We start from the raw sequence: 25,749 nt of genomic DNA on the forward strand, positions 1-25,749 counted from the left end.
AAACCATTCAACCATGAGCTGTTACGAAATCGAAGCACTACGACTCGGACTGATGAACGTACTGGGAACCGAAGACGAGAGCGCGCGCCGACACGCACAGAAGGAACTGGAGGGCCACCTCGACGGGCCGGTCGGCGCGCTCGCGGCGGCCGAGACGCTGGCCGAAATCGAGCGCCACCTCGACGCCGCGCTGGTGGACCTCGAAGCGGAAATCGCCGAGACCAGCGACGACGCCCCGGAGTACGACTACCTCCGCGGGCGACTGGTCGCGGTCCGTGACGCCGAGCGCGCGGTCCAGCGCCTGACGACGCAGGGCGAGAGCGTACTGGACGGTCTCGGCGAGGCCCACGACGTGCTCCACGAGGCGTTCCCGGTCGAAGACGAATGAGCCTCGACCGAAGCGTCTCGGTCGGTCTGGGCGAGGCGACGGCTCGCGGAAGTCGCCAGCAGTGGCGGCGGTCCAGCGTGACCGCGCTCGGAGACGGTGGCTTCGCTGTCGGGACCGCCGACGGGACCATCCGGTCGCTGGACGCCGACGGACGGGAGCGGTGGCGAGCGCCCGGCGAGGAGATGGCCGTCGCGCTCACCGAGTTCGCGGGCGGTGAGAGGACCGACGGTTCGCGAACCTCGTCGGACCGTCGGTCCGACGGCGGCGTCGCCGTCGGCACCCGGGGCGACCGCGGCCGGATTCGACTGCTCGACGGCGACGGGAGCGAGCGGTGGCGCTACGACACCGCGGACGACCTCGGGGGTCCCGCGAAGGAGAGCCTGTTCTGGTACCCCTTCGTGGTCGATATGGTCGCCGACGGGCCGGTCGAGGGCGACGACGCGTCCGACGGGACCGCAGAGGGCCGACTCTACGTCGCGGCCCGGCGGTACGAGCGCGACGGCGACGAGCGCGTCTGGAACAGCGCCGTGTACGCGTTCGGCCCCGACGGCGGGGTCCGCTGGCGGTACGAGACCGACGCCTCTCCCATCGCGCTCTCGCTCGGCGACCGACAGTCGTCGTCCGACGACGATGACCGCGCGAAGCGTCTCGCGGTGGCTTACAACCGCTGCGGCGGCGACCACGACCGGGGTCTCGTCGTGCTGGACGCCGAGTCCGGTACCCCCGTCTCGGACTGGGACCCGGAGACCGACGGCGAGCGTCGCGTCGGGGACGCGTCGCTCTCCGGCGGCGTCGTCGCGGCGGCGAGTCACGGCGACTACCGTGGGTACGCGCTCGATGCGGAGCGCGCCGAACAGCGGTGGGCCGCGGACCTCGGCGTCGAACGCGAGGTCGGCGAGGAGACGCTGTACGCCTACCCGAACCACGTCCACCTCGCGGACGAGGTCGCGCTGTTCGTCACGGGCAACACCTTCCCCGAGGAGGGCCGCGAGGCCGAGGGACGCCACCCGAACGAACACACCATCGCCGCGCTCGGACGCGAGGGTGGCGAGCGCCTCTGGACGGCCCCCGTCGGCGGGTTCGTCGCGGAGTTGTCGGCATCTGACGGGCGCGTCGCGGTGCCCTGCGCACAGCACTTCCGAGACCGCGACGCCGAGGCCCACGCGCTGCGGGTGTTCGACGCCCGAGAGGGACCCGCCAGAGAAGTCGCTGCGGAGGGCATCGTGACCGCCGCCGCGCTCTCGGGCGACCGCGTCGCCTTCGTCGAGGAGCCAGTGGAGTACCACGACGAGGGCGAGGTTCGCGGGGAGTACCGACTGCGAATCGAAGCGGTCTGAGCAGCAGACTGACCCGTCTGACTCTCCTCGTATCAGTTTTTCCTACCGAGAGGTCCCGCCACGGTCCGCTCGACGCGAAGCCCCCGCTTCTCGGTCGAACTTTCACTTCGCTACCGAACCGAACGATACCGACGTTCGCAGTGCGACGATACTCCTATCCCACGAGTGGCGTGATTCGGAGAGCCAGTGTCCTCGTTCGCTCCACGTCCGCTTCGTACGCTATCGTCGGAGAATCGGCGTTCGATACGCACAGGCCGGTCTCTCGGGGCTTCGAACAGGTAGCAGTCGGCGACCGCTTCGACCGCCCGCACAGCGACGCTGTAGAAATTCCATCGCGGAACGCGCGTTCGACGCCGAATCTTTACCCCCTCTGACCGCCAACCACCGAACATGTCCACGGAGAACTGGCCGCGAGAAATCGGCGACCATCGCGTCAACGACCGCTGGGAGTGCGAGGACTGCGGCGCGGACTTCGACTGCCTCTCGCAGTTCCGCGAGACCGACTGCGAGTAGTTCGACTGCGAAAAGGAGTTGGAAGCGTCCCGCCTTCAGCACCCGTCAGACGGCGACCCGTCGGAGTCAGACGGGCCGACACCCAACCGAGTCGCGTCTGGGCCGAACACGTCGGCGAGTACCTCCGGCACCTCGTCGGGCGTCACTCCCGAGAACCACCGACCGCGGGGCTGGACGGCCACTGCGGTCCCGTCGGCGCTACAGAGACCGAGGCAACTCGTCTCGACGAGGTGGACCCGCGACCAGAGCACGTCGCGCTCTCGGAGCCACGCCGTCGTCGCCTCGAAGACCGAGGGACCGTGAGCGTCCCCACAGCAGGCGTGTTCGGAGTCGCGGGCGTGCGTGCAAACCAGCACATGGTCGGTGAACCCGTTCACACGGACTTCCTCGGTGCGTTCGCGCATCAGTCGGCGTGACGCCCCGCTCCGACCGAGCGAGAATCCACGTCGGGTGACCGCCGGTCGCGGCGGAGCAACCACGCGTGCCCGCTCGCGAGGACTGACCAGAGACCGACCTGACCGAAGACGACGAGACCGCTGAACGAGGCCGCGAGGCCCGCTGGAACCGCACCGTGGGTCGGGTTCGCGGGCGCGAACCCGGCCGACACGGCGAGCAGTGCGAGCGGTACAGCGGCCCCCGCCACCGCGGCCGGGCGACCGGAACGGGATTCGAGTCGCCGATACGCGTATCCGGAGAACGCGCACGTCAGTGCGCCAGCGACCATCATCGCCGCGTACCACGACAGTCGAGCGTCGGCCCCGAGCGTCTGCTCGACGCCCGCGGGTCGCGGAGGCAGGACGAGCCACGGTGCGCCCGAGACGGTGACGAATCCCGCGGCCGCCAGCACGTAGCTCGCGGCGTCCCCGCCCGGAAGACCGGGTTCGAGGAAGTAGTACGCCAGTCCGAACACGGCACCGAGCAGCCCCCCGAAGCAGACACCGGCGGCGACGCTGACCAGTTCGGTGGCGTGTTCCGAGACGGCCGCGTCGGCATGGTCGTGCTCGGCGTGGTCGTGGCCCGCCGTCTCCGCGAACCCCACCATGGGATTGCCGACGAGAGCGACGAACAGCCCGAAGGCGAGTCCCGCGACCAGACCGGCCTTCAGCCCGCGGAGGACGTAGTCCGCGAACATGTCAGTGGCAGGTGATTCCCGCGGCGTGTCGGAAGTTGTGCATCGAATCGTGGAGCATCGGGTCCTGTCCGAACAGGAGCGCGAACCCCACGGCCGCGAGGAGAGCGATTCCGAGCGCCGCCTTCAACGGTGTGAGTTCGACTCGCGCACGTTCGATTCGACCGTAGACGGTGTCGTTTGCAGTCGTCATTGCAAATTCATTTGCTTATTATACAAGTATGTTTGTAAAACTTCCGTCTGCGCTATCGGTCGGTGGCGGCGAGAACTCGCTCGGGCGACAGCGACTCCAAGGGGATTCGCTCGCCGTCCGCGGCCGTAGCTATCTCGCCGACCAGTCCGCGGTCGCTATCGCCCGCGTCCACCACCACGACGTGGGCGTCCCGTTCGGCGAGTCCGCGGGCGGCCCGTCGGGTCGCCTCGGTCGGACTCCCCGACGCCACGTTGGCCCGGCCGTCGGTGACGACCACGACGACGCTCGCCGCCGCGTCGGCCCGCTCGACCACCTCGCCCGCGGTCCGGAGTCCCGCGGGGAGCGGCGTCCGGTCGCCGACCGGCAGGTCCTTGAGGTGGCGGGCGGCGAGGTCGGTGCTGTCGGTCGGCGGGAGCAACACCTCGGCGTCCTCGCCCGCGAACGCGACGAAGGCGACCTCGTCGCGGCGCTCGTAGGCGTCCCGCAGCAGTTCCAGCACGACTCCCTTCGCGGTCCGCATCGCCGACCGCATCGAGACGCTGGCGTCCACCGCGAAGACGACCAGCGCCGACTGCTCGCGCGTCCGGACGGACGTGCGGAGGTCGCGCTCGGCCACCGCGTCCGCGCCGCGACTCGCCGCGGCGCGGACCGACGCGGCGGCGTCCACGGCGTCGCCCGCCTCGGCGCGCTCGGTTCTGACCTGCGCACCCCGGCCTTCGGAACTCGGCGTCGCGGCCGCCCGCGAACCGTCCCCGTTGCGGGTCGCGGTCGAAGTTGCGTCGGCCTCCACACTGTCGATGTCCGGGCGTTCGGCCTCGCCGACGCCGCGACGGGCCTGTCCGGGCACCAGCGGTACTCCCTCCTCGGACTCGTCGAAGCCACCCTCAGAGTCGCCCCCCGACTCCGAGTTCTCGCGGTCCTCGTCTGCGGCGTCAGGCTCGTCGCCGTCTCCGGTCTTCACGTCGGCGGGCGACTCCGCGCCGGGTCGGTCGCCGCGGTGGGAGTCGTCATCGTCGCTCGTCGAGTCCTCGGCGTCCGAGTTCCCCGATTGGGATTCGGGGCTGTCGGAATCCTCGGAGTCCGCCTCGGCGTGAGGACCGGAATCGTCGGCGTTGCCGGAGTCGTCGTTCGGCCCGCCCTCGGTGGCGGAGTCCTCGGCGTCCGAGTCTCCCTGTGGCTCGTCTCCTTCGTCCTCCGCGGCGTCCGCCTCGTCGTCGAAGTGGTCGTCGAGAACGTCGTCGGGGTCGGGCGCGTCCTCGAACGGGCGACTCCGGAGGCGGTGGGGGAGCGCGAGTTCGGCGGCCTCCCGGACGTCGGACTCGACGACCTTCGCCCGCCCGTCGAGCGCCGCGACGGTCCGGGCCGCGCGGGCGACCGAGATGTCCGCGCGGTGGCCCTCGACGCCCGCGTCTCGGCAGAGTTCGGCGATGTCGGCCTTGAACTGTTCGGGGAGGGTCACGCCCCCGAGGGTCTCGCGGGCGTCCGCGAGGCGGTCGGCGAGGTCGGCCGTCTCGTCGGCGAACCCCTCGCGGAGGTCGCCCGTCTCGCCCAGCGCCCGGTCGAGAATCGTCACGCGGTCCTCGATGTCCTCGCACCCGGTGACGGTGGTCTGCAGGGCGAAGCGGTCCTTCAGTTGCGGTCGCAGGTCGCCCTCCTCTGGGTTCATCGTCCCGACCAGCGTGAAGTTCGCGGGGTGGGAGACGCTGACGCCGTCGCGCTCGACGCGGTTGACCCCGGACGCCGCCGCGTCGAGGAGCACGTCCACGAGGTGGTCGTCCAGCAGGTTCACCTCGTCCACGTAGAGGATGCCGCGGTTCGCCCGGGCGAGCAGTCCGGGGTCGAACTCCGCCTCGCCATCGAGCGCGTCGGCCACCGAGAGCGTGCCGACCACGCGCTCGCGGGTCGCGCCCAGCGGGAGGGTCACGAGCGGAACGCCCCGGGTCTCGACCGGCGGGTCGGTCCGTGTCCGGCAGTCCGCGCACTGCGCTCCGGGGTCGTCCGGCGGACACCCGTACGGGCAGTCAGCGACCGCCCGCTGGTCGGGGAGGAGGTCCACCAGCGCCCGTACTGCGGTCGATTTGGCCGTCCCCTTCTCGCCGCAGACCAGTAACCCGCCGAGACCGTCGTCCGTTGCGACCGCGAGCAACGCCCGCTTCAGGCGTTCCTGTCCGACTATCGCCGGAAAGGGGACGGTCGAAGCCTTTTTGGAGCCGCGTAATTCAATCATACTTGTACTACTACAATGGAGGTTTAACAACGTTATGCCAACCATCGGACTCTACACCGCCACCGAGAACGAACTCGGGGCAGTACAGCGGGCCGCCGACAGACTAGAGGGCATCGACCTCGTCGCCCGGTCGGAGAGCGACTTCGACGACGGGACCGACGTGGACGCGTTCGTGGACGAAATCGAAGACGCGACGGCCGCGGTGTTCTGGCTCCACGGCGCGGAAGACAGCATGCCGGGCTACGACCACGCGGTCGAACGATTGCGACAGGCGGGCGTCCCCCTCGTCGTGAAGTCCACCGGTGACGCCTTCGCGTTCGAGGACACCAGCGTGGCCGACGCCGACCGTGACCGGGCCTACGAGTATCTGGAGCGAGGCGGTGCGGTCAACGTCGCCAACCTCTGTCGGTTCCTCGTCGCGGAGTACGCCGGTGGCGACACGGGCGAGGCGTTCGACCCCGAGGACCCGGTCGAACTTCCGACCGAGGGCGTCTACCACCCCGACTACCCCGGCGCGACGTACGACGACCTCCGGGCCGAACTGGACGACGGGAAACCGACCGTGGGCGTCTGGTTCTACGAGTCCCACTGGACCCACGAGAACACCCGGTACGTGGACGCGCTCGTCCGGGAAATCGAATCCGAGGGCGCGAACGCCCTCCCGGTGTTCTGCAACCCGGCGACCGACAGCGACGAGCAGGAGGACGCCGAGTGGGTCACCGACGAGTGGTTCACCGACGGGAACGGGGAACCGGTCGTGGACGCGGTCCTCTCGTCGTTCATGTTCTCGCTGTCGATGGACGAGCGCGGCCGGAGCGCCGCGGACGAGGGCGACGGGGCCGAGGAGGTGTTCCTCGACAGACTCGGCGTCCCCGTCCTCCAGACGGTCACGACGATGCGCTCGCGCTCGCGCTACCAGTCGTCGGACACGGGCGTCATGGGCTTCGAACTCGCGCTCTCGGTCGCCCTGCCGGAGTTCGACGGGAACGTGATTACTCATCCCATCTCGGGCAAGGAGCGCACCGACGACGAGGCCGACATCGGCAGCGCCCCGAAACAGCACTTCCCCATCGAGGACCGGGTCGAACACGCCGTCTCCCTCGCGGTCAACTGGGCCGAGTTGCGCCACACCCCGAACGACGACAAGCGGGTCGCGGTGGTCCTCCACAACTACCCGCCGAGCGACGACGGCATCGGGACGGCGTTCGGACTCGACAGCCCCGAGAGCACGGTCAACCTGCTCGAAGAACTCGACGGGAGAGGGTACGATACGGGCGGCGAGACGCCCGAGAGCGGCCAGAAGCTCGTGGAGAAGCTGACCGCTCAGCTCACGCTGGACGACCGCTGGGTCGCGCCCGAGGACGTGCGCGACCTGAGCGTGGACGTGGTCGATTCCGACCAGTACCGCGACTGGTTCGAGGCCAAGGACGAGCGCTTCCGCGAGAACGTCGTCGAGGAGTGGGGCGACCCGCCCGAGCGACCGTTCGCCATCCCCGGCGTCGAGTTCGGCAACGTCCTCGTCACGGTCCAACCGCCGCGCGGGTTCGGCATGGACCCCTCGAAGGTGTACCACGACTCTGACCTCCAACCGCCCCACGACTACGTGGCGTTCTACTCGTGGCTCCGCGACGAGTTCGAGACCGACGCGGTGGTCCACTTGGGCACTCACGGCAGTCTGGAGTGGCTCCCGGGCAAGACGGTCGGACTGGACGGCGAGAGTGCGCCCGACCAGCTAATCGAGGACATCCCGAACGTCTACCCCTACATCGTCAACAACCCCGGTGAAGGGACGCAGGCCAAGCGCCGGTCGTACGCCGCCATCGTGGACTACCTCACGCCGGTCATGTCCAACGCGGGCACCTACGACGAAATCGGCGAACTCGAAGAACTCGCCCGCCAGTACCGAGAGGCCGGGATGGAGGACGCCCGCGCCGACGACGGCGAGAAGTTGGCCGACGAGATTCGGGCGCTGGTGGACGAGTTGGACCTCGCGGTCGAACTCGGCATCGAGGGGCAGATAGACGAGACGGCCGACGTGCGGGGTCCCGAGGAAGCCGGGACCACGCTCGCCGAGGGCGACGTTGCGGGCGACAAGGTTGACATCGACGAACTGGTCGAGCGCGTCCACGAGTACGTGACCGACGTGAAGACGACCCAGATTCGGCTGGGTCTCCACACCATGGGCGAACCGCCAGCGGACGAGCGACTGGTCGAGTACCTCGTCGCGCTCACCCGTCTCGAAAATCCGGGCGCACCGAGTCTCCGCGAGAGCGTGGCGGGCGTGCTCGGCGTCGAGTACCAGCGGATGCTCGACGAACCGGGCGCGTACGACGACGACCTCGGGATGACCTACGCCGAGGCCGCCGACGAGGTGTACGAGACCAGCCTCGAACTGGTCACGCACCTCGCGGAGAACGACTTCGACGCCGAGTCCATCAACTGGAACCTGCTCGTGGTAGACATCGACCAACTCGGCGACGGGCGCGCGAAGAGCGGCGCACACGACGACCTGCGCGAGGCCCTGAAATACATCTGCGAGGAGGCCGCCCCGCGGGTCGCGGGTGCCGAGGACGAGATTCCTCGGACCGCGGAGGCGCTGTCGGGCGAGTACGTCCCGCCGGGCGGGAGCGGCGCGCCGACCCGCGGCGGGGTGGACCTGCTCCCGACCGCGCGGAACTTCTACACGCTCGACCCGCGGAAGGTGCCCGCGAAGTCGGCGTGGCGCGTCGGGCGGGAAGTCGGAGACGGAGTGGCCGAACGCCACCGCTCCGAAGCGGGCGAGTACCCCGAGGAGGTCGGCGTCGTGGCGTGGGGCACCCCGACGGTCCGGACGCGCGGGGAGACCATCGCGCAGGTCCTCGCGCTGATGGGCGTCGAACCCGAGTGGACCGACGCCGGGCGCGTGGACGACGTGGCTCCGATTCCGCTGGACGAACTCGACCGGCCGCGAATCGACGTGACGACCCGCGTATCGGGACTCTTCCGGGACGCCTTCCCGCAGGCCGCGGGCGTGATTCACGACGCGGTGGACGCCGTGGTCGAGTTGGACGAACCTCACGAGATGAACTACGTGAAGAAGCACGTCGAGGAGGAGGCCGAAGAACTGGCCGAGGAGGGAGTCGAGAACCCCGAGAAGGCCGCCAAACACCGCGTGTTCACCACCCGGCCCGGCGGCTACGGCGCGGGGACGAACAAGGCCGTGGACGAGGGCAACTGGGACGACCGCGCCGACCTCGCGGAGGTGTACAAGCAGTGGGGCGGCTACGCCATGGGGTCGCGCGGCACGGTCTCGGACGCCCACGACGCGTTCGAGCGGCGACTCGGCAACGTCGAGGCCACCGTGAAAATCGAGGACACCGCCGAGCAGGACGAGTTCGACTCCTCGGACTGGTACGCCTTCCACGGCGGATTCATCACGGCTGTCGCGGAGACCGCCGGGGAGGAACCGGCCTCCTACGTCGGCGACTCCAGCGACCCGGACAACGTGGACGTCTACACCAACGAGGAGAAGGTCCGGAAGGCGATGCGCGCCCGGGTTCTGAACCCCGAATGGCTCGACAGCATGGAAGACCACGGCTACAAGGGCGCGGGCGACCTCTCGTCCGCGGTGGACGTGGCCCTCGGGTGGGACGCGACCACGGGCGTCGTCAGCGACACCCTCTGGGAGGACGTCGCCGAGAAGTACGCGTTCGACGAGGAGCGACAGGAGTGGCTCCGGGACGTGAACCCGTGGGCGCTCGACAGCATCACCGACACCCTCTTGGAGGCCATCGAGCGCGGTCTCTGGGACGCCGACGAGGAGACCGCCGACCGCCTGCGGGACCTCAATCTCGACGTGGACGGTGACTTGGAAGCGCGTGCTAGCGAGGCGACTCCCGCGGAGGTGACCGGCGATGACGACTAAGGACGGCGACTTCGAGGAGTACGCCGACCTCGGCGCGACAACGTCGAACGCCATGGAGATAGCCGAGACCAGCATGGACCGGGTGCGGGAACTCGTGCCCGACGAGACGCTGGCCGACCGAGTCCGCCAGAAGTCGGTCCACGCCACGGGTGACCCCGAGTTCCAGCACCTGCTGCGGTTCACGGGCACGGACGAGAGCGAACCCGTCCGCGCGGGAGCGCGGGCCGTCCTCGACGAGCGACCCATCGTGACCGACATCACGATGGTCAAGGAGGGAATCACCGGCCGCGGACACGACTGCGAGGTCCGGAAGGCCATCGGCAACGGCGCGGAACTGGCGGCCGAGACCGGGATGACCCGGACCGCCGCGTCGGTGCTCGAACTCGACAAGCGCGGCGTCTACGACGGCGCCATCGCCACGGTGGGCAACGCGCCGACCGCGGCGCTCGCGCTGGCCGACTGCATCGAAGACGGGACTCGCCCCGCGGTCGTGGTCGCCACCCCTGTCGGCTTCGTGAAGGCCGCCGAGAGCCGCGAACGACTGCGCGAGGTCGCGGCGGACCACGGCGTGCCGGTCGTCACCAACGTCGGTCGGCGCGGCGGGAGCGGTCTCGCGGCCGGACTGACGAACGAGTTGATTCACGTCGCCAGCGACGTGCGGGACGGCGAGGTCGACCTCGGCGAGACCGCCGAGAAGTCGAGCGAACGGCGGCGGGACGACGGAGTAGACCTCGAATGAGCGACGACTACGACCTCGATTCGGGACCAGACCCCGCGTCGTTCGCGGCGGCGGAACCGGAGTCGGCCTCCGAGAGCGCGGACGACGCCGCGCGGTCGTTCCGCGCGGTCGGCATCGGACCGGGGAACCTCGACTACCTGACGCCGCGGGGCGAGCGCGCGATTCGGGAGGCCGACGTGGTCGTCGGCTTCGAGACGGTCGTGGAGTTCGTCGCCGACCGGACCGAGGCCGACCTGCTGACCTGCGGCTACGCCGACGAGGGCGAGACGCTGGAGCGGTTCGCCGAGCGCGTGGCCGACGGCGAGACCGGGACCGCGGTGCTGATGGGCGACCCGAACCACTCGGGCTACCAGTTCGTCGGCAAGGTCGAGCGGGCAATCGACCGTCCGGTCCGCGTAGTTCCGGGCATCTCGTCGCTCCAGATGGCCGCGAGCAGGGCGCGGACGCCGATGGAGGACTCGGCGTTCGTCACCCTCCACAAGAGCGGCGACGTGTCGGCCGACCTCGACCGACTCCGGTCGGCGGCGGGCGAGCGACACCTGCTCGTGCTGCCCCGACCGTTCGACTGGATGCCGGGCGACGTCGCGGCGGACCTGCTCGACGCGGGCGCGTCCGCGTCGCTGGAGGCAATCGTCTGCGAGCGCTTGACCCACGACGACGAGGCGATTACGCGGACGACGCTCGGCGACCTCGCCGAGGAATCGGGCGGGACCGGACGGGAGGACACGCCGTTCTCTGACCTCTCGGTGCTGGTCGTCCGGGCGGACTGAACTCTCGTCGCCCCACCCGAGCTTCCCGATAGGTTACGATTCGGCGGCAACCCGTCGGATTCTGCCTAAAGTTCACACATAGCGAACATCCACAATGTCATATTTTCTCGGAACTTCGGTGCGGGTATGGACGACGCGGAGACCGCAATCGACTCGCTGGAGCAACTCGGTCTGACCGAATACGAGGCGCGGTGCTTCGTGGCGCTCACGCGACTGCCCCACGCGACGGCCAAGGAGGTCGGACAGGTGGCCGACATCCCCCGTTCGCGGGTGTACGAGACGATGGACCGCCTTCAGGAGCGGGGACTGGTGGAGATACAGGAAGGCGAACCCCGGACGTTCCAGAGCGTCTCCATCGACACCGCCGTCCGGGTGCTTCGGAAGGAGTACGACTCGCACTTCGAGACCATGGAGCGGTCGCTCCGTCGCATGGAGCCGATATACAAAGAAGTCCAACAGGCGGTCTGGGCGCTCAGCGACCACGAGCAGGTCACCGAGCGCGTCGTGGACCTCGTCTCCGAGGCGAGCGACGAGATAGTGCTAGTCGTGCTGGACGACGCGCTCCTCGACGACGAACTCCTCGCGTATCTCACGGAGGCAGACGAACGCGGCGTCGCCATCAACGTCGGGACGGTCGTCGATTCCGTCCGGGAGCGCGTCGCGGACGCCGAGTTCGATGCCAGCGTCTTCTCGACCGGGCTAATCGAGTGGTTCCAAGAGATGAGCGGTGCCCCGCGAGTCGGGCGGTTGCTGATGGTGGACCGGGGACCGGTGTTGGTGAGCGCGCTTCACGACGAGCGACTGCCGGGCGTGCCCAACGAGACGGCGGCGTGGAGCGACGGTATCAACCACGGGATGGCGACCTTTACGGAGCGAGTGTTGACGTACGAATTGCAGGAGAACGTCGAGGAGGTCTACTCGCGGGGCAGTTCCGAGTCGGGGGATTCCGAGTCGGGGGATTCCGAGTCGGGGGATTCCGACTGATTTGCCCGGTGTATCACGAGAGGGCTTCGATTCTCTCGGTTGGAGGACCGACCCCGTCAGAGCGCGCCGTGTCCGTCGGTCGCTACCGGACGCCGGGCCTGCGCGAGCGAGGCTTCGAACGAGGCGGGACCGTCGTCGGTCGCCAGAATTCGTTGCTTCTCGACCTCGGCCCGAATCGCCCGGGTGATTCGGGGATGCGCGCCGAGGGGGTCGGCGTACTCGACGCCGCCGCGGTCGAGTTCGAGTTTGGCGGGAATCCGCTCGTCGGTCGCCTCGCTGCGGTGGACGAACAGCGGGACCGCCACCGCGCGGTCGTTCGAGACGTTGTAGCGGGCGCACTCGACGGCGGGGTTCTGGACGAGGAAACTGGTAACGACTTCGCCGTAGTCGGACTGCTCGCGGAGTCGAGCGGCGTGGTACTCCGCGGTCTGTCGCTGATAGGGCAGCGAACTGCTCCCGAAGGCGACGAGGACGAGGGTGGCGTCCTCGCCGGGCGTGACGCGGGCGGCGGCCCGCTCCGCGAGGACGCCGGTGGTCGCCGAACTCCGGCCGACCGGTTCGCAGTACCGGGCGTCACACGGGAGATACGAGAGCGCCGCGGGAACGTCGTCGGTCGTCTCGTGAGTGTGGGCGGCCCGCATCGGGACGACGTAGGCCGCGTCGGCCGCGACCGATTCGAGAGTGTCGCGCAGGTCACGAATCGGTTCCGAACCGTAGAAACCGGTGTGAACTGCGTCCGTTACCGCTCGGTCGCGGAGACGGCGGGCGTGCGTTCGGAGTACCTCGCGTGCGTCCGGGGTGTCCGTGCCGACGAGTACGATTGCTTCCTCTGTCATTAGTGGACCTCGCACCGCCCAATCAACTTTGCTTTAGTTACTACAATTGGGCTTGATTCCGTCAACGCGAGCGTCCCCCAAATATGTTTTGACACCGGAGGAGAGAGGTCAGTCGAACGAGAGGCGAGGAGAAAATCTACTGGAAAGCGGGCGAAACGGCCGGGTCACCGGTCGAGCCACTCTCGCGTGTCGGCTCTCACGTCCACCACGTCGCCGACGACGGTGACCGCGGGCGGTTCGATTCCCGCCGCCTCCTTCTCGGCTTCGATGGTCGCGAGCGTCCCGGACACCGTCTGTTCCTCGCGCCACGTCGCCTTCTGGACCATCGCCACCGGGGTCTCGGCCGGGACGCCGTGGTCGCGGAGCGCGGCGACGTTGTTCGAGAGTCGTCGGACTCCCATCAGTACGACCAAGGTGCCGCCGCTGACTATCGTGTCGGCGAGGGCGTCCCAGTCGAGTGCGCTCTCGTCCTTGTCGGGGGTCTCGTGGCCCGTGACGACGGTCACGCTCGACGCGCAGTCGCGGTGGGTCAGGGGGATGCCCGCGACGCCGGGTGCCCCGACCGCGCTTGACACGCCGGGGACGACCTCGAAGGGCACGTCGGCGGCCGCGAGGTGCTGGGCCTCCTCGCCGCCCCGGCCGAAGACGTGGGGGTCCCCGCCCTTCAGGCGGACGACCGCCGCGCCGTCGCGCGAGAGGTCCACCAGCATGTCGTTGATGTCGGCCTGCGAGGTCCGGTCGGGCGGACGCTTGCCCACGTCCACGACCTCGACCGAGGCGGGGAGTTGGTCGAGGAGCGCGTCGTCCACCAGCGAGTCGTGGAGGACGAAATCCGCGTCCGTGAGGAGTCGCCACGCCTTCCGGGTGAGCAGTTCGGGGTCGCCCGGTCCCGACCCGACGAGGAACACCTTGCCGCCCGCGGCCGAATCCGCGACCGACCCCGACGCCGCGGCCGGGTCGCCCTCGGGGTCGGAGTCGCCGGGAGCGCGACCGCCGACCGAGTCCCCCTGCCGAGAGACCCCGCCGGGGTCGGTCCCCGCGGTCGAGTCGGCGGCGAGCGTCTCGAACCCGTCGCTCGGCCGGGTAGCTCCCGGTATCGAGTCTCCCAACGGGCGGTCGGAGCGTTGGCCCTCCTCGGCGTCGGCCCTGTAGCGGTCACCGCTGTCTTCGTCCATCGTTACTACAACGAGTTTTGATTTACTTCAATCTTGCTTGTACTACTTGGCTTGTACTCTCGTCGAGGTGAGACGGCGACGTGCTGTGGTCAGTGGCTACTACCGGAGGGTGTGAACTCGAACGAGGCGCGACGACGCCACCGAGAGGGCAGAACTGTGCCGCGCCGACGGCCGGGGACCGCGAAGCGGCAGTTAATTAAACTTAGCTTGTGTTAACTACGGGACGATGGTACTTCGGCGCGGAGCAACCCGAGTGCGGGACCGCCGCGGTCGCCGAGCGACCGGCCGCGGTGGGGCGGGTCGGACGAACTCGCCCGCGAGAGAGCTATTGAACGCGCAGACGACGGCCGAACACGGAGGGCCGAGACGTGAGGGGGTTCGTTCTCGGCGGGACGAGTTCCGGCGTCGGCAAGACCGTGGCCGCCCTCGCCGTGACGCGGGCGCTACAGGACGCCGGGAGGGAGGTCCAACCCGCGAAGGCGGTCCCGACTTCATCGACCCGAGCCACCACGAGCAAGTCGCGGGACGGCCCTCCCGGACGCTGGACCTGTGGCTCGAAGGGACCGACGGCCTGCGGCGCAACTACGACCGCGGAGAGGGCGATATCTGCGTGGTCGAGGGCGTGATGGGTCTCTACGACGGCGACGGGTCCAGCACCGCGATGGTCGCGGAGGCGCTCGACCTCCCGGTCGTTCTCGTCGCGGACGCGAGCGCCGGGATGGAGAGCGTGGCCGCGACGGCCCTCGGCTTCCGGGAGTACGCCGAGCGTGCGGGCCGGGACATCGACGTGGCTGGCGTCCTCGTCCAGCGCGCCCACGGCGGCCGACACGCCGAGGGCATCCGCGAGGCCCTGCCCGAGGACCTGACGTACTTCGGTCGAATCGCGCCGAACTCCGACCTCGAAATCCCGGACCGCCACCTCGGTCTGGAGATGGGCGAGGAGCGCCCGCTGAGCGACGAGGCGCTCGCCGCGGCGGCCGAGAACGTCCGGACCGACCGACTGCTGGACGCCGCGCGCGAACCGCCCCGACCGGCCGACGACGACGATTGGGGGCGGACCGAGGCGCGAATCGCGGTCGCCCGCGACGCCGCCTTCCGGTTCTGCTACCCCGCCACGACCGAGCGACTCCGGGCGCGCGCCGACGTGACGACGTTTTCGCCGGTCGCGGGCGACGACCTGCCCGACTGCGACGGCGTCTACCTCCCCGGCGGCTACCCGGAACTCCGCGCCGACGAACTCGAATCGAGTCCGGCGCTCGCGACGCTGTCCGACCGCGCGAGCGAGGGCCTGCCGGTCCTCGGGGAGTGCGGCGGTCTGATGGCGCTCTGCGAGTCGCTGACCACCACCGAGGGCGAGACCCGCGAGATGGCGGGCGTCCTCCCCGCCGACGTGGAGATGCGCAACCGGTATCAGGCGCTCGACCACGTGGAACTCCGGGCACGCGACGGGACGCTCACCGCCCCCGCGGGCGGTCGGCTACGGGGCCACGAGTTCCACTACTCAGAGGCCGACCCCGACACCGACGCCCGGTTCGCCTTCGACGTCGAGCGGGGCGACGGCATCGACGGCGACCGCGACGGACTGACCGAGTACCGGACGCTCGGCACCTACTGCCACGTCCACGCGGAGAGCGGCGCGTTCGACGCCTTCATCGAGAATCTATGACCGACGACACCACCGACGATTCGAGCGAGCGAGGAATCGAGAGCGAGACCGACGAGGACGCCACCGCACCGACTGCCAGTGCGATAGAACCAGCGGCCCCCGAGGAGTTCGGACTGGTGCAGGTCTGGTGGGGCGACGGGAAGGGCAAGACCACCGCCGCGATGGGCATGGGCTTCCGGGCCGCGGGGCACGGCTACCGCGTCCACATGGTCCAGTTCATGAAGGGCGGCGCGGGGAGCGTCGAGGACGTGCGCGGCGAGTACAACGCCATCGAGAACTTCCCGGGGTTCAGCTACGAGAACACCGGCCACTACGGCTGGCACGGCTTTCTGGACGGCTCCGACGACGACGAACACGCGGCCAAGGCCAGCGGCGGTCTCGCCCGCGCCGAGGAGATAGTCGCGGCCTCGGCGGACCCCGGCCCCGTGGCCCTCGACGCGCCCCCGGAGGAGGGCGTCCACATGCTGATACTCGACGAAATCCTCTACGCGGTCAACCGCGACCTGCTCGACGCCGAGGCGGTCCGTGACCTCGTCGAGTCCAAGCCCGACGACCTCGAACTGGTCCTGACCGGCGGCCACGACCGCCCGGCGTTCGCCTGCGACCTCGCGGACCTCGTCACGCACGTCGAGAAGGAGACCCATCCGATGGACGCGGGCCACGGCGCGCGGAAGGGGACCGAGTACTGAGATGGCCCGAACGACCGACCAGTGACCCGGAGCCTACTCGTCGCCGGAACCGCGAGCCACGTCGGCAAGAGCACCGTGGCCGCCGGACTCTGCCGACTGCTCGCCGACGCGGGGGTCTCGGTCGCGCCGTACAAAGCCCAGAACATGAGTAACAACGCGCGAGCGGTCCTCTCGCCGGGGTCGGGGAGTGACAGGAAGTCGGGGAGGGGCGAGGAATCGGGCGAGGGAGCAGACGGGGATGATTCAGACGCGCAGCGTGCCGAGTGGGGCGAAATCGGCGTCTCCCAGTACGTGCAGGCGGAGTCCGCCCGAGTGACGCCGACAACCGACACGAACCCGGTCCTCCTCAAGCCCCGCGGCGAAGGAGAGAGCCAACTCGTCGTACAGGGCGAGGCCGTCGGTCACTTCGAGGCGGGGTCGTACTACGACGACCACTGGGAGGCGGCGCGCGAAGCAGCGGTCGAGTCCTACCGGCGACTCGCCGACGACCACGACGTCGTCGTCGCGGAGGGCGCGGGGAGCATCGCCGAAATCAACCTCCACGACCGCGACCTCGCCAACGTCGAGACCGCGCGGTTCGCGGACGCCGACGTGCTGCTCGTCGCCGACATCGAGCGCGGCGGAGCCTTCGCCAGTCTCTACGGGACCCTCGAACTGATGCCCGAAGACGTGCGCCAGCGAGTCGTCGGGGCGGTAATCACGAAGTTCCGGGGCGACGAGTCCATCCTCGAACCCGGAGTCGCGGAGTTCGAGGACAGGACGAGCGTCCCGATACTCGGCGTCCTGCCCTACGACGACCCGGGACTCCCCGAAGAGGACAGCGTCTCACTCCCGGCCCCCGGCGAACGCGCGGTTCGGGGCGACGACGCACCCGACGACCGGTCGGTCACGGTCGCGGTGCCCCGACTCCCGCGCGTGTCGAACTTCACCGACCTCGGACCGCTGGAACGCGAGGCGGGCGTCAAGGTGGCCTACGTCTCGCCCGACGCCGCCATCGCGGACGCCGACGCCGTGGTCCTCCCGGGTACCAAGAACACCGTGGACGACCTGCTCGCGCTCCGCGACACGGGGTTCGGCGACGCGCTGGCGGCGTTCGACGGGCCGGTGGTCGGCCTCTGCGGCGGCTATCAGATGCTCGGCGAGCGAATCACGAACGCCGGAGTCGAGAGCACGGGCGACCGCGACGAGGTGGCGGGATTCGGCCTGCTCCCGGTGGAGACGCGGTTCTCGACCGACAAGCGCGTCGAGCAGGTCGTCCGAGCGGTCGAGGGCGTCGGCCCCATCGCCGACGCGACGGGAGAGGTCTCGGGCTACGAGATTCACATGGGCGACTCGGAACCCACCGAGGAGGTGGCCCGGCCCCTCGGCGAGGGGAGCGCGGCGACCGAGGAGGCGCTGGGGACCTACCTCCACGGTCTCTTCGAGAACGAGACGGTCAGGTCGGCGTTCGTCGCCCGCGCGTTCGAGTCCGCCGGGAAGACGCCTCCGGAGCGCGAGGCGACCGACGAATCGCCCTACGACGCCGCGGCGGAGTTGCTCCGAGACCACGTGGACCTGTCGGCGCTCGGGGTGCCCGAGGCGTAGCGGGCCGCGCTACTTACAGTCCAGAACGACGATACGGACAGCGTGAACAGGCAGATAGAACTCGTTCAGTCGGGGAGCAGACAGCAGGTCGAGAGTTCGGCCAACAACCGCATCGAGGAGTTCGAGGCCGACGGCTACGACCTCGTGGACCAAGAGATATCGCTGGACGGGAACGGAATGACGATACTGCTCGTCTTCGCGTCGGACGAGTAGCGGCGGGGTTGCGGCGTGCTCCGGAGACCGGACGTTGGGAAGAAGGGGTCGGAAAGAGGGTCTGCGGGGTCGAGACGAGAATTTACGGTCGGTAGTCCGGCGACTGGGACTCGATGGTCTCCGAGACGTGGTCTAGCTGTTCGCCTATCGTGGCGACGAGGTCGTCGAGCGTGACGATGCCGGTCAGCTGGTCGTTCTCGTCCACGACCGGGATGCGCCGGACGTTCTGTTCGTCGATTGTCCGGGATATCTCCATCGCTTCGGCGTCTTCCCGAATCGTGGCGGGGTTTTCGGTCATCACGTCCTCGACCGACATCGACGCCGCGTCGTCGCTCTCCGCGACCGCCAGCGCGACGTCGCGGTCGGTGACGATGCCGACGGGTTCGTCGTCCTCGGTGACGACTGCCGCGCCCACGTTCTCGGAGCGCAACTGCTCCGCGAGGTCGCTCAGCGTGCTGTCGCGTGCTGTCGTGACCACTTCGTCGGGGCCGAGGTCGCCTACTGGCATGATGCCTCGATTTGTACGGGAGTCACGTCATTCAATCTACGGGCCGCGGCGCTACGACTCGTGGACCTTCTCGCCGCGGTGGAGGCGGTCCGCGATGGTGAACGTCTGCTCGGCCGAGCGACGAGTTGGGACGTGCGCGGAGACGTAGCGCGTGGTGGCGACCATGTGGACCCGCGCCTCCGCCGGGTCTTCGGTCCGGTCGAACTGCTCGAAGGCCGCCTCGACGTTCTGGAGCGTGTGGAAGTCGGCGTCCTCGCGGAGCAGTCCCTCGCCGAGGACCGTCTTCAGTTCGGCCGGGTCGCCTCCGTTGCGGAGGTAGGCCGCGACCAACCGTCCGGCGGAATCGACCTCTCCCTCCGCGTCGAAGAGGGCGAGCAGTTCCGTCCGGAGGTCGTCGGGGGCCTCGACTTCGGTCCCGTCCGGAATCGGCGTCGGGGGCGTGTTGAGGAACCGGTCGAGGTAGACGCTCGTCGCGCCCGCGAAGGCCCCGCGGTACGCTGCCAGCGAGTCGGGAGTCGCCGCCGAGTCGGTGCGCCGGGCCGCCGCGTGAACCGCGTTGGCGTAGGTGTAGGTGTGGTGGACCGTGTCCCAGTCGTCGAACTCGTTGGACGTGCCGAACTGCGCGACCCGGCGACCCGCGGCCTGCGCGACTTCCGCGGCGAGTTGCTCGGGTGTCGCCCCGTTCTGGACCGCGGCCTTCATCCCGGTGACTATCTCCTCGGGGTCGTCGCTGAGGAGCGTGTCACCGAACCCGTCGGGGGCGTCCCACTCGCCGTCCGCGCCGTCCGCCGCGAGGTCCGGCAGTTCGTCGTAGGCGTCGAAGGTGAGTCGGGCCACGTCGATGGGTTGTCGCCACGAGGAGCGTTCCTCCGAGCGCGTGGCCTCGGTGAGGCGCGGAATCACGCTCGGCAGCACCTCGTCGGCGTGTTCCCACCCGACGTGGTCCAGCGCCTCGCAGGCCTTGTTCACGAAGTCGAAGGTGTGGCCCGCGTCCATGTAGAGGTGGTCGGTCGCGGCCAGATAGAGGATGTCCGCGACCTCCGTCGGTTCGAGCGTGGTGATAGCGGTCTGGAGGCAGCGCTCCGCGCCCTCGCGGTCGCGGACCTCGATGGTCTCGCGGAACCACGATTCGAGGCGCTCGCGCGAGAGGTCCCGCGCCGAGAACGACGGTTGGTCGAACTTCGGCGGTTCGCCCCGACAGTCCTCGGCCACCCGGTAGAGTCCGGTGTACAGCGCCCGTTTTTTATCCTCGGGCCGGAGCGCGTCGTGCAGGTTGGCCATCGCCGAGAGGATGGTCAGTCCCGAACTCCACCCGTCGTCGCGATACTGCGCGCCGAAGGTCAGGCCCTGTCGGAACGGGTCGGTGTACGCCACGTCCTCGTCGGCCAGTCCGATGACCGACTTCGCGACCACGAGGCGCAGACTCTCCTCCAGTCCGGTCCGGAGTCGGTCCGTCCAGTGTTCGACGGGAGGCAGGTCGGGGTCCGGGTTCGGGTCCACGTACACCTCGCCGTCCCGGACTTCGGTCGGGAAACTCTGCACATCGTCGGCCCATGGGTCGAAGGTGTCGCCGCAGGAGAGTTCGAACCGGGCGTGGTGCCAGTGACAGGTCAGGATGCCGTCGTCCACGGTGCCGTCCGAGAGCGGGAACCCCATGTGGGGACACCGGTTGTCCACGGCCTGAAACTCGCCCTCGTGGTGGAAGACGGCGATGGCACGGCCGCCCGCTCGCGTCACGATTCGACCCTCTTCGCGGAGTTCCTCGGCGTCGGCCACGCTGACGTACTCCGTGTCGTCTGACTCTTGTGTCGCCATGGGACGGGGTTCGTCAGCAACTCTCAAAACAATTCGCTGAAACGATATTTTGTACGCCTGCTGACAGTATTCGGGGCGGCTCTGTCGCCGAACTCAGTCGAACGAGTCGAGGTGCCGCGAGAAGGAAACGGACGCCGACCCGTCCGTGCCGGAGCGGCCGTCGCGGCGGGCCGGGTCGGTTCGCGCGGACGCGCCCCCCGAAGCGTCCTCGAAGAGTTCCTCGCGCCGGTCGGCCAGCATCGACGCGAACGCCTCCTTGGTCTCGAGTCGCTCCCGTTCCCAGACTCTGATGCGGTCGTCCGGGATGTGCTGGCGGTGGTGGAACCGGAGTTCCACCTTGGCGAGCATGGTGACGAATGAATCGAGGAACTCCTCGACCACCGCGTAGTCGGGGTTCTCGGCCTCCAGCAGGCGCTCCACCGCGTCGTGCCACTCCAAGAACAGGTCGTAGGCCTCGGGGTAATCGTCGCGGGGGTAGGTGTCCACCATGGTTTCGAGCGACTCCACCACGAACCCGCGCGTCGAGTGGGACGTGACCCGGAAGTCGCCGAGGGTGTACTGGCGGTTCAAATCGACTTCCTTCAACTGGGTCCGGAGGTCGTTGTACGTCCGGACGAACTCGTTGGGGACGTGGTGGCGGTACTGGTAGGTCTCGACGCGTTCGGCGTTCGCGCGCTCGAACGACTCGACGACCCACTCGACCGCCTCGTCGATGGCGTCCTTGCGGTCGCTCGACACGGCGAACTCCCAGTCGTTCACGTCCTCGACCGGGAGGTAGCGCCGTCCGGACCAGTGGTTCGCCGAGGGTGCGATGTAGAAGTCGCCGTCGAGCGACTGTTCGTCCACGACTTCGCCGTAGACGTACCAGTGGCGCGGGAACGCGATGTCGCAGTCGAGTTCCGACGAGAGGTGACGGTCGGCGATGCAACTGAGTTTGTGGAACCGCGACCCCGAGACCGGGTAACTCCGCGAGTCTTCGAGTTCCACGAGGAGGCGGTAACAGAGGTACTCGCTCGGCCCGAAGTCGCGGTCGGCGTCGCTCACGGCCGGGCACCTCCGGGACCGACCTCGCGGCCGGGACTCGCGCGACCCGTCGTCTTCGACGGAGAGAGTTGTCCGAACACGTCGTGTAGCACCTCGCACGGCGTCTGCTCGTGAGTCCGTCCGACTGGGCGTCCGCGCGGGGTCGGGAGACGCGCGTCGGCCGAGGTGGAATCGGCAGACGACGATGGCGTCACCGACAGCGCGGACCGACTCGGAACGAGATGTCTTGCGAGCGTCTTGCAGAGGGGGTTTCTGAAAGCGTTATCATAAATGTTCGTATTCCCGAAATATGGTGTTAGGTCGAGTTCGTATCGGACAGAAACCGGATTCGAAGACGAAACGGGGCTTTCGGGTCAGTCGTCGGACTCCAACCGAGGCGACTTCGCCGCCGCGCTGTCGTGGAGATGACAGGCGGCGGGATGGCCGACGTCTGTCGCCCGGAGGTCCGGACGGTCGGTCTCGCAGACAGTCTCGAACTCCTCGGCCAGCAGGCGGCGGGCCGCCTCGCGGTCGCCGCCGGTTAGCGAGTCGATTGCCTCCGACAGCACCGCCTCCGCGTCCGAGTCTGATAGTTCGTCTGGGAGACCGAACCGCTCGCGGACCGCGCTCGCCGACCGTCGGGCGTTTCCGGTGTCGAAGTCGTCGGCCGCCAGCGCCGTTCGCAGGTCCAGCACCGCACGCCAGTGGTCCTGCTGGAAGTCGTAACCTTCGGGCGGAATCACCTCGGGACACCGCGTGTGGAACCGGCACCCCGACGGCGGGTCCGCGGGCGAAGGGACGTCGCCCGAGAGCCGGACGCCTGACCCGCGCTGGTCCGGGTCGGGATGGGGCACAGACGACGTCAGCGCACGCGTGTAGGGGTGTTGGGGGTCGGACAGAACCGCTTCGGTGGGTCCGACCTCGACGATTTCGCCGAGGTACATCACGGCAACTCGGTCGCAGATTTCCCGGACCACCGCCATGTCGTGACTGATGAGCAGTACGGCGAGGTCGAACTCGCGCTGGAGGTCGTCCAACAGCGAGAGGATACCGGCCTGTACGGAGACGTCGAGCGCCGAGACGGGTTCGTCGGCCACCAGCAAGTCGGGGTTCAGGACCAGCGACCGCGCGAGGGCGGCGCGCTGTTTCTGGCCGCCAGAGAACTGGTGGGGGTAGCGGTCGGCGTCGTCGGCCGACAGGCCCACGCGCTCCAGCAGGTCCGCGACGATGTCTCGCCTGCGGTCGGCGTCGTCGAGACCGTGAATCGCGAGGGGTTCGGCCACCGACTGGCCGACGGTCATCCGGGGGTCGAAGCTCGACGTCGGGTCCTGAAACACCATGCCGACGCGCCGCCGGAACGCCCGGCGTTCGCTGTCGTCGCGGTCCGCGACGCCGACACCGTCGAACGTGATTCGACCGGCGGTCGGTTCTTCGAGTCCCATCAACGTCGTGGCGACGGTGGATTTCCCGCACCCCGATTCGCCGACCAAACCGAGCGTCTCGCCCCGTTCGACCTCGAAGTCCACGCCGTCCACCGCCCGGACGCGGCCGACCTCGCTCCGGAGCGGTCCCTCGGTGACGGGGTAGTGTTTCGTCAGACCGCGGACCGACAACAGCGACTCGGACGTCGAATCAGTCATCGTCGCCCTCCGTCTGGACCCCGGCGAGCGGCACGGACGACGCGAGGTCCGCTCGGTCGTAGTCGGGACCGTAGAACACGCACGAGACGCAGTGGTCGGCGTCGCCCGGGTCGCTGGCGTCGTCGGAGGGGTCGGCGTCGCGGAGCGGCGGTTGGTCGCCCGACTCGCACTCCCGGACCGCGGCGGTGCATCGGGGGTGGAACCGACACCCCTCGGGCGGGTCGGTCGGGTCGATAGGGTCGCCCGGAATCGGGTCAAGCGCCGACCCGACGCCGGGCAGACACCGCATCAGAGCGCGGGTGTAGGGGTGGCCCGGCGAGTCGAAGACCGCCGAGACGCCGCCGCGCTCCATCACCTTCCCGGCGTACATCACGACGATTCGGTCGGCGACCTGCGCGGCCACGCCGAGGTCGTGGGTGACGAAGAGGACCCCGACGTCGCGCTCGGCCTGCAGGTCGCGCAGGAGGTCCAGAATCTGGGCTTGAATCGTCACGTCGAGCGCGGTGGTGGGTTCGTCGGCCACCAGCAGGTCGGGGTCGCCGGACAGCGCGAGCGCGATGACGACGCGCTGTTTCATCCCGCCCGAGAACTCGTGAGGGTAGTCGTCGTACCGAGCGGTTGGCTCGGGGATGCCGACGCGGTCCAGCAGGTCGATGGCCACCTCGCGTGCCTCCCCGCCCGAGACCTCGCGGTTGCGCTCGACGCCCTCTCGGAGCTGGTCGCCGATTGAGTACACCGGGTCCAGCGCGCCCTGCGGATTCTGGAAGACGTGGGCCACCGAGGACCCCCGAATCTCGCGGAGTTCCGTCTCCGAGCAGTCGAGCAGATTCCGCCCGTCGAACCGAATCTCGCCGTCGAGGTCGGCCGGAACGAGGCGGGTCAGCGCCTCGCAGGTGACGGTCTTTCCGGACCCCGACTCGCCGACCAGACAGAGCGTCTCGCCCGCGTCGAGGTCGAAGCTCACGCCGTCTACCGCGCGGACCTCGCCCGACTCGCCCTCGAACCGCACCCGGAGGTCCCGCACCGACAGCAGGGGGTCGGTCATCGGTGCCCCCCGTCAGAGTGGCCGTCGGTTCGGGGGTCCAGCACGTCCCGGAGCGCGTCGCCGAGCAGGTTGAGCGACACCACGGTGGCGACGAGGAAGCCGACCGGCGCGGCGACGCCCCACCACACCAGCGTCGGGAAGTTGTCGTCGTGGATGCTGGTCTCGATGAGGTAGCCCCACGACTGGCTCTGCATCGGGCCGAGTCCGAGGTACGAGAGCGTGGTCTCGACGATGAGGAGCATCGGAATCTGGAGCGTGACCGCCGTGACCACGGCGTTCGAGACGTTGGGTATCAGGTGACGGCGCACGACCGCGAGCCGACTGCTCCCGGCGGCCTGCGCGGCCTTGACGTAGGCGGTCTCGCGCTTCTTGAGCGCCTCGCTCCGGACGAGGCGGGCGACCCCGCCCCAGTTCAACAGGCCGAACACCGCCACCATCAGCAGGAGACTCCCGCCGTAGAGGAACTGAGCGACGAGGTAGACGAAGAACGCGGGGATGACCTGCTGGAGGTCCACGTACCGCATCAGCACCGAGTCCACCCAGCCGCCGTACTGGGCCGCGACCGACCCGACGACGGTGGCGATGGGGACCAGAATCATGCCGGAGACGAACGCCAGTTTCAACTCGATTCGCGCGCCCCGCGCGACGAACGCCAGCACGTCCTTGCCGGTGTTGGTCGTACCGAACGGGTGGAGGAACGTCCCCCAGCACTTACCGTTCGAGAGTGGCCCGCCGCAGACGGTCGTCGCGTACTCCGAGATGCTGGTGCCGACCGGCGGTTGGTAGATGGGGATGCCGTAGCGCCCTTGGGACGCACCCATCCCCATCGGCGCGGTCTCCGGGTCGCCCAGAATCACCGGACCGACCAGCGCGAACAGGACGAAGAAGGTCAGCCAGCCGAGACTGGCGAGCGCGAGACGGTCACGTCGGAGTTGCCGCCAGTAGCGCCGCGTCAACTGTCGGTTGCACGCGAGCGGGACCACCACGTAGCAGGCGAAGGTGGCCACCCCGACTAGCGAGAACCAGTCGAGCGGGGTCGGCGACCAGTCGGCGACGAGCGCGCCGTCGGCGAGCAGGTAGTCGTACGCGAACGCCGAGACGAGGACGCCGAGCGCAGCCAGAAAGCCCACCGTCGCAGTGCTCGGCCGGTACTTCGGGCGGTCGATGGACGACCAATCGACCGACTCGAACGTCTCGTAGTCGCCGGAATCGGCCGCCACGGACTATCTCGCCTCCCGACGTCGGCCCGACGGCCGCCGTGATACGTGCGCTGACATTTGGTTTGCGAAGTCATAGCAAAATTACTAAAACGTTTGGATTGGTGTCGGTCTCGGGCGTTTCGTCGAGACAGAGACGACACGAATCGACATC

At 69.0% G+C, this 25,749-nt stretch carries 22 protein-coding genes and 1 pseudogene; 11 read left to right on the top strand and 12 right to left on the bottom strand.

The features are described 5' to 3' along the window. The first annotated feature begins 13 nt into the window (after positions 1 to 13). From FXF75_RS16165 to FXF75_RS23160, 3 genes are all read left to right on the top strand, one after another. Complete coding sequence (locus FXF75_RS16165) at positions 14 to 388, top strand: DUF3209 family protein (RefSeq protein WP_163522883.1); 375 nt, start codon at positions 14 to 16, stop codon at positions 386 to 388. Continuing rightward, complete coding sequence (locus tag FXF75_RS16170; RefSeq protein ID WP_163522884.1) at positions 385 to 1,725, top strand: transcriptional regulator; 1,341 nt, start codon at positions 385 to 387, stop codon at positions 1,723 to 1,725. The genes FXF75_RS16165 and FXF75_RS16170 overlap by 4 nt, the downstream gene beginning before the upstream one ends. A gap of 390 nt (positions 1,726 to 2,115) precedes the next feature. Beyond that, the gene (locus FXF75_RS23160) at positions 2,116 to 2,238 is read left to right on the top strand and encodes a hypothetical protein (RefSeq protein ID WP_275897427.1); all 123 of its coding nucleotides are present in this window, start codon (positions 2,116 to 2,118) and stop codon (positions 2,236 to 2,238) included. Positions 2,239 to 2,273: 35 nt separating this feature from the next. Here FXF75_RS23160 and FXF75_RS16175 read toward each other — a convergent pair whose 3' ends face one another. The 4 genes from FXF75_RS16175 to FXF75_RS16190 are packed head-to-tail and all read right to left on the bottom strand — an operon-like array spanning position 2,274 to position 5,787. After that, on the bottom strand, positions 2,274 to 2,642 hold the full coding sequence (locus FXF75_RS16175) for a ferredoxin (RefSeq protein ID WP_163522885.1): 369 nt from the start codon (positions 2,640 to 2,642) through the stop codon (positions 2,274 to 2,276). Then, complete coding sequence (locus FXF75_RS16180) at positions 2,642 to 3,370, bottom strand: CbtA family protein (protein ID WP_163522886.1); 729 nt, start codon at positions 3,368 to 3,370, stop codon at positions 2,642 to 2,644. The genes FXF75_RS16175 and FXF75_RS16180 overlap by 1 nt, the downstream gene beginning before the upstream one ends. Position 3,371: 1 nt before the next feature. Next, the gene (locus FXF75_RS16185; protein ID WP_163522887.1) at positions 3,372 to 3,560 is read right to left on the bottom strand and encodes a CbtB domain-containing protein; all 189 of its coding nucleotides are present in this window, start codon (positions 3,558 to 3,560) and stop codon (positions 3,372 to 3,374) included. Positions 3,561 to 3,612: 52 nt separating this feature from the next. After that, positions 3,613 to 5,787 carry a VWA domain-containing protein gene (locus tag FXF75_RS16190; RefSeq protein ID WP_163522888.1) on the bottom strand — a complete coding sequence of 725 codons (2,175 nt, stop codon included), beginning with the start codon at positions 5,785 to 5,787 and terminating at the stop codon, positions 3,613 to 3,615. Between the two features lie 34 nt (positions 5,788 to 5,821). On the opposite strand from FXF75_RS16190, the gene cobN reads away from it, so the two are divergent. The 4 genes from cobN (at position 5,822) to FXF75_RS16210 (ending at position 12,184) form a co-directional block, all read left to right on the top strand. Further along, a complete protein-coding gene (gene cobN / locus FXF75_RS16195; protein ID WP_163522889.1) occupies positions 5,822 to 9,691 on the top strand; it encodes a cobaltochelatase subunit CobN in 3,870 nt (1,289 codons plus the stop codon). Next, positions 9,681 to 10,430 (top strand): precorrin-8X methylmutase, encoded by a 750-nt coding sequence (locus FXF75_RS16200; protein ID WP_163522890.1) that lies wholly within the window; start codon positions 9,681 to 9,683, stop codon positions 10,428 to 10,430. The genes cobN and FXF75_RS16200 overlap by 11 nt, the downstream gene beginning before the upstream one ends. Beyond that, positions 10,427 to 11,200 carry a cobalt-precorrin-7 (C(5))-methyltransferase gene (locus FXF75_RS16205; RefSeq protein WP_163522891.1) on the top strand — a complete coding sequence of 258 codons (774 nt, stop codon included), beginning with the start codon at positions 10,427 to 10,429 and terminating at the stop codon, positions 11,198 to 11,200. Before FXF75_RS16200 ends, FXF75_RS16205 begins: the two co-directional genes overlap by 4 nt. 126 nt (positions 11,201 to 11,326) lie before the next feature. After that, complete coding sequence (locus FXF75_RS16210; RefSeq protein ID WP_163522892.1) at positions 11,327 to 12,184, top strand: TrmB family transcriptional regulator; 858 nt, start codon at positions 11,327 to 11,329, stop codon at positions 12,182 to 12,184. 56 nt (positions 12,185 to 12,240) lie between these two features. Here the strand turns inward: FXF75_RS16210 and FXF75_RS16215 are convergent, their stop codons facing one another. Both FXF75_RS16215 and cobA read right to left on the bottom strand, forming a co-directional pair. Further along, positions 12,241 to 13,020, bottom strand: a complete 780-nt coding sequence (locus tag FXF75_RS16215) for a CbiX/SirB N-terminal domain-containing protein (protein ID WP_163522893.1) — start codon at positions 13,018 to 13,020, stop codon at positions 12,241 to 12,243. 164 nt (positions 13,021 to 13,184) lie between these two features. Continuing rightward, a complete protein-coding gene (gene cobA, locus FXF75_RS16220; RefSeq protein ID WP_309221849.1) occupies positions 13,185 to 13,928 on the bottom strand; it encodes a uroporphyrinogen-III C-methyltransferase in 744 nt (247 codons plus the stop codon). Positions 13,929 to 14,563: 635 nt separating this feature from the next. On the opposite strand from cobA, the pseudogene FXF75_RS16225 reads away from it, so the two are divergent. The 4 genes and pseudogenes from FXF75_RS16225 (at position 14,564) to FXF75_RS16240 (ending at position 18,347) form a co-directional block, all read left to right on the top strand. After that, positions 14,564 to 15,861: pseudogene (locus FXF75_RS16225) on the top strand (cobyrinic acid a,c-diamide synthase). After that, on the top strand, positions 15,858 to 16,550 hold the full coding sequence (locus FXF75_RS16230) for a cob(I)yrinic acid a,c-diamide adenosyltransferase (protein ID WP_163522895.1): 693 nt from the start codon (positions 15,858 to 15,860) through the stop codon (positions 16,548 to 16,550). Before FXF75_RS16225 ends, FXF75_RS16230 begins: the two are co-directional and overlap by 4 nt. A gap of 21 nt (positions 16,551 to 16,571) precedes the next feature. After that, the gene (locus tag FXF75_RS16235) at positions 16,572 to 18,134 is read left to right on the top strand and encodes a cobyric acid synthase (protein ID WP_163522896.1); all 1,563 of its coding nucleotides are present in this window, start codon (positions 16,572 to 16,574) and stop codon (positions 18,132 to 18,134) included. 42 nt (positions 18,135 to 18,176) lie between these two features. Next, positions 18,177 to 18,347: a hypothetical protein gene (locus FXF75_RS16240; RefSeq protein WP_163522897.1), complete on the top strand. Its 171-nt coding sequence runs from the start codon at positions 18,177 to 18,179 to the stop codon at positions 18,345 to 18,347. Positions 18,348 to 18,429: 82 nt separating this feature from the next. Here the strand turns inward: FXF75_RS16240 and FXF75_RS16245 are convergent, their stop codons facing one another. The 6 genes from FXF75_RS16245 to FXF75_RS23165 all read right to left on the bottom strand — a co-directional run bounded on the left by FXF75_RS16245 (position 18,430) and on the right by FXF75_RS23165 (position 25,598). Next, complete coding sequence (locus FXF75_RS16245) at positions 18,430 to 18,855, bottom strand: CBS domain-containing protein (protein ID WP_163522898.1); 426 nt, start codon at positions 18,853 to 18,855, stop codon at positions 18,430 to 18,432. 51 nt (positions 18,856 to 18,906) lie between these two features. Then, entirely contained in the window at positions 18,907 to 20,670 is a 1,764-nt protein-coding gene (locus tag FXF75_RS16250) for a Rieske (2Fe-2S) protein (RefSeq protein ID WP_163522899.1), read from the bottom strand. Positions 20,671 to 20,763: 93 nt separating this feature from the next. Further along, positions 20,764 to 21,714, bottom strand: a complete 951-nt coding sequence (locus tag FXF75_RS16255) for a hypothetical protein (protein ID WP_163522900.1) — start codon at positions 21,712 to 21,714, stop codon at positions 20,764 to 20,766. 353 nt (positions 21,715 to 22,067) lie between these two features. After that, a complete protein-coding gene (locus FXF75_RS16260; RefSeq protein ID WP_163522901.1) occupies positions 22,068 to 23,333 on the bottom strand; it encodes an ABC transporter ATP-binding protein in 1,266 nt (421 codons plus the stop codon). Continuing rightward, the gene (locus FXF75_RS16265) at positions 23,326 to 24,378 is read right to left on the bottom strand and encodes an ABC transporter ATP-binding protein (protein WP_163522902.1); all 1,053 of its coding nucleotides are present in this window, start codon (positions 24,376 to 24,378) and stop codon (positions 23,326 to 23,328) included. The genes FXF75_RS16260 and FXF75_RS16265 overlap by 8 nt, the downstream gene beginning before the upstream one ends. Next, positions 24,375 to 25,598: an ABC transporter permease gene (locus tag FXF75_RS23165; protein WP_163522903.1), complete on the bottom strand. Its 1,224-nt coding sequence runs from the start codon at positions 25,596 to 25,598 to the stop codon at positions 24,375 to 24,377. The genes FXF75_RS16265 and FXF75_RS23165 overlap by 4 nt, the downstream gene beginning before the upstream one ends. Between the last annotated feature and the right edge of the window lie 151 nt (positions 25,599 to 25,749).

Origin of the sequence: Halorussus sp. MSC15.2, from assembly GCF_010747475.1 — an archaeon.
Taxonomy (GTDB): Archaea; Halobacteriota; Halobacteria; order Halobacteriales; family Haladaptataceae; genus Halorussus.

Excerpts from the sequence above, each read along its gene's own strand:
- FXF75_RS16175 (WP_163522885.1), bottom strand. The coding sequence starts at position 2,642 with ATGCGCGAACGCACCGAGGAAGTCCGTGTGAACGGGTTCACCGACCAT.
- FXF75_RS16185 (WP_163522887.1), bottom strand. The coding sequence starts at position 3,560 with ATGACGACTGCAAACGACACCGTCTACGGTCGAATCGAACGTGCGCGA.
- FXF75_RS16265 (WP_163522902.1), bottom strand. The coding sequence starts at position 24,378 with ATGACCGACCCCCTGCTGTCGGTGCGGGACCTCCGGGTGCGGTTCGAG.
- cobN (WP_163522889.1), top strand. The coding sequence starts at position 5,822 with ATGCCAACCATCGGACTCTACACCGCCACCGAGAACGAACTCGGGGCA.
- FXF75_RS16245 (WP_163522898.1), bottom strand. The coding sequence starts at position 18,855 with ATGCCAGTAGGCGACCTCGGCCCCGACGAAGTGGTCACGACAGCACGC.
- FXF75_RS16230 (WP_163522895.1), top strand. The coding sequence starts at position 15,858 with ATGACCGACGACACCACCGACGATTCGAGCGAGCGAGGAATCGAGAGC.
- FXF75_RS16210 (WP_163522892.1), top strand. The coding sequence starts at position 11,327 with ATGGACGACGCGGAGACCGCAATCGACTCGCTGGAGCAACTCGGTCTG.
- FXF75_RS16215 (WP_163522893.1), bottom strand. The coding sequence starts at position 13,020 with ATGACAGAGGAAGCAATCGTACTCGTCGGCACGGACACCCCGGACGCA.
- FXF75_RS16190 (WP_163522888.1), bottom strand. The coding sequence starts at position 5,787 with ATGATTGAATTACGCGGCTCCAAAAAGGCTTCGACCGTCCCCTTTCCG.
- FXF75_RS16200 (WP_163522890.1), top strand. The coding sequence starts at position 9,681 with ATGACGACTAAGGACGGCGACTTCGAGGAGTACGCCGACCTCGGCGCG.
- FXF75_RS16170 (WP_163522884.1), top strand. The coding sequence starts at position 385 with ATGAGCCTCGACCGAAGCGTCTCGGTCGGTCTGGGCGAGGCGACGGCT.
- FXF75_RS16250 (WP_163522899.1), bottom strand. The coding sequence starts at position 20,670 with ATGGCGACACAAGAGTCAGACGACACGGAGTACGTCAGCGTGGCCGAC.
- FXF75_RS23160 (WP_275897427.1), top strand. The coding sequence starts at position 2,116 with ATGTCCACGGAGAACTGGCCGCGAGAAATCGGCGACCATCGCGTCAAC.
- FXF75_RS16260 (WP_163522901.1), bottom strand. The coding sequence starts at position 23,333 with ATGACTGATTCGACGTCCGAGTCGCTGTTGTCGGTCCGCGGTCTGACG.
- FXF75_RS16180 (WP_163522886.1), bottom strand. The coding sequence starts at position 3,370 with ATGTTCGCGGACTACGTCCTCCGCGGGCTGAAGGCCGGTCTGGTCGCG.
- FXF75_RS16165 (WP_163522883.1), top strand. The coding sequence starts at position 14 with ATGAGCTGTTACGAAATCGAAGCACTACGACTCGGACTGATGAACGTA.
- FXF75_RS16205 (WP_163522891.1), top strand. The coding sequence starts at position 10,427 with ATGAGCGACGACTACGACCTCGATTCGGGACCAGACCCCGCGTCGTTC.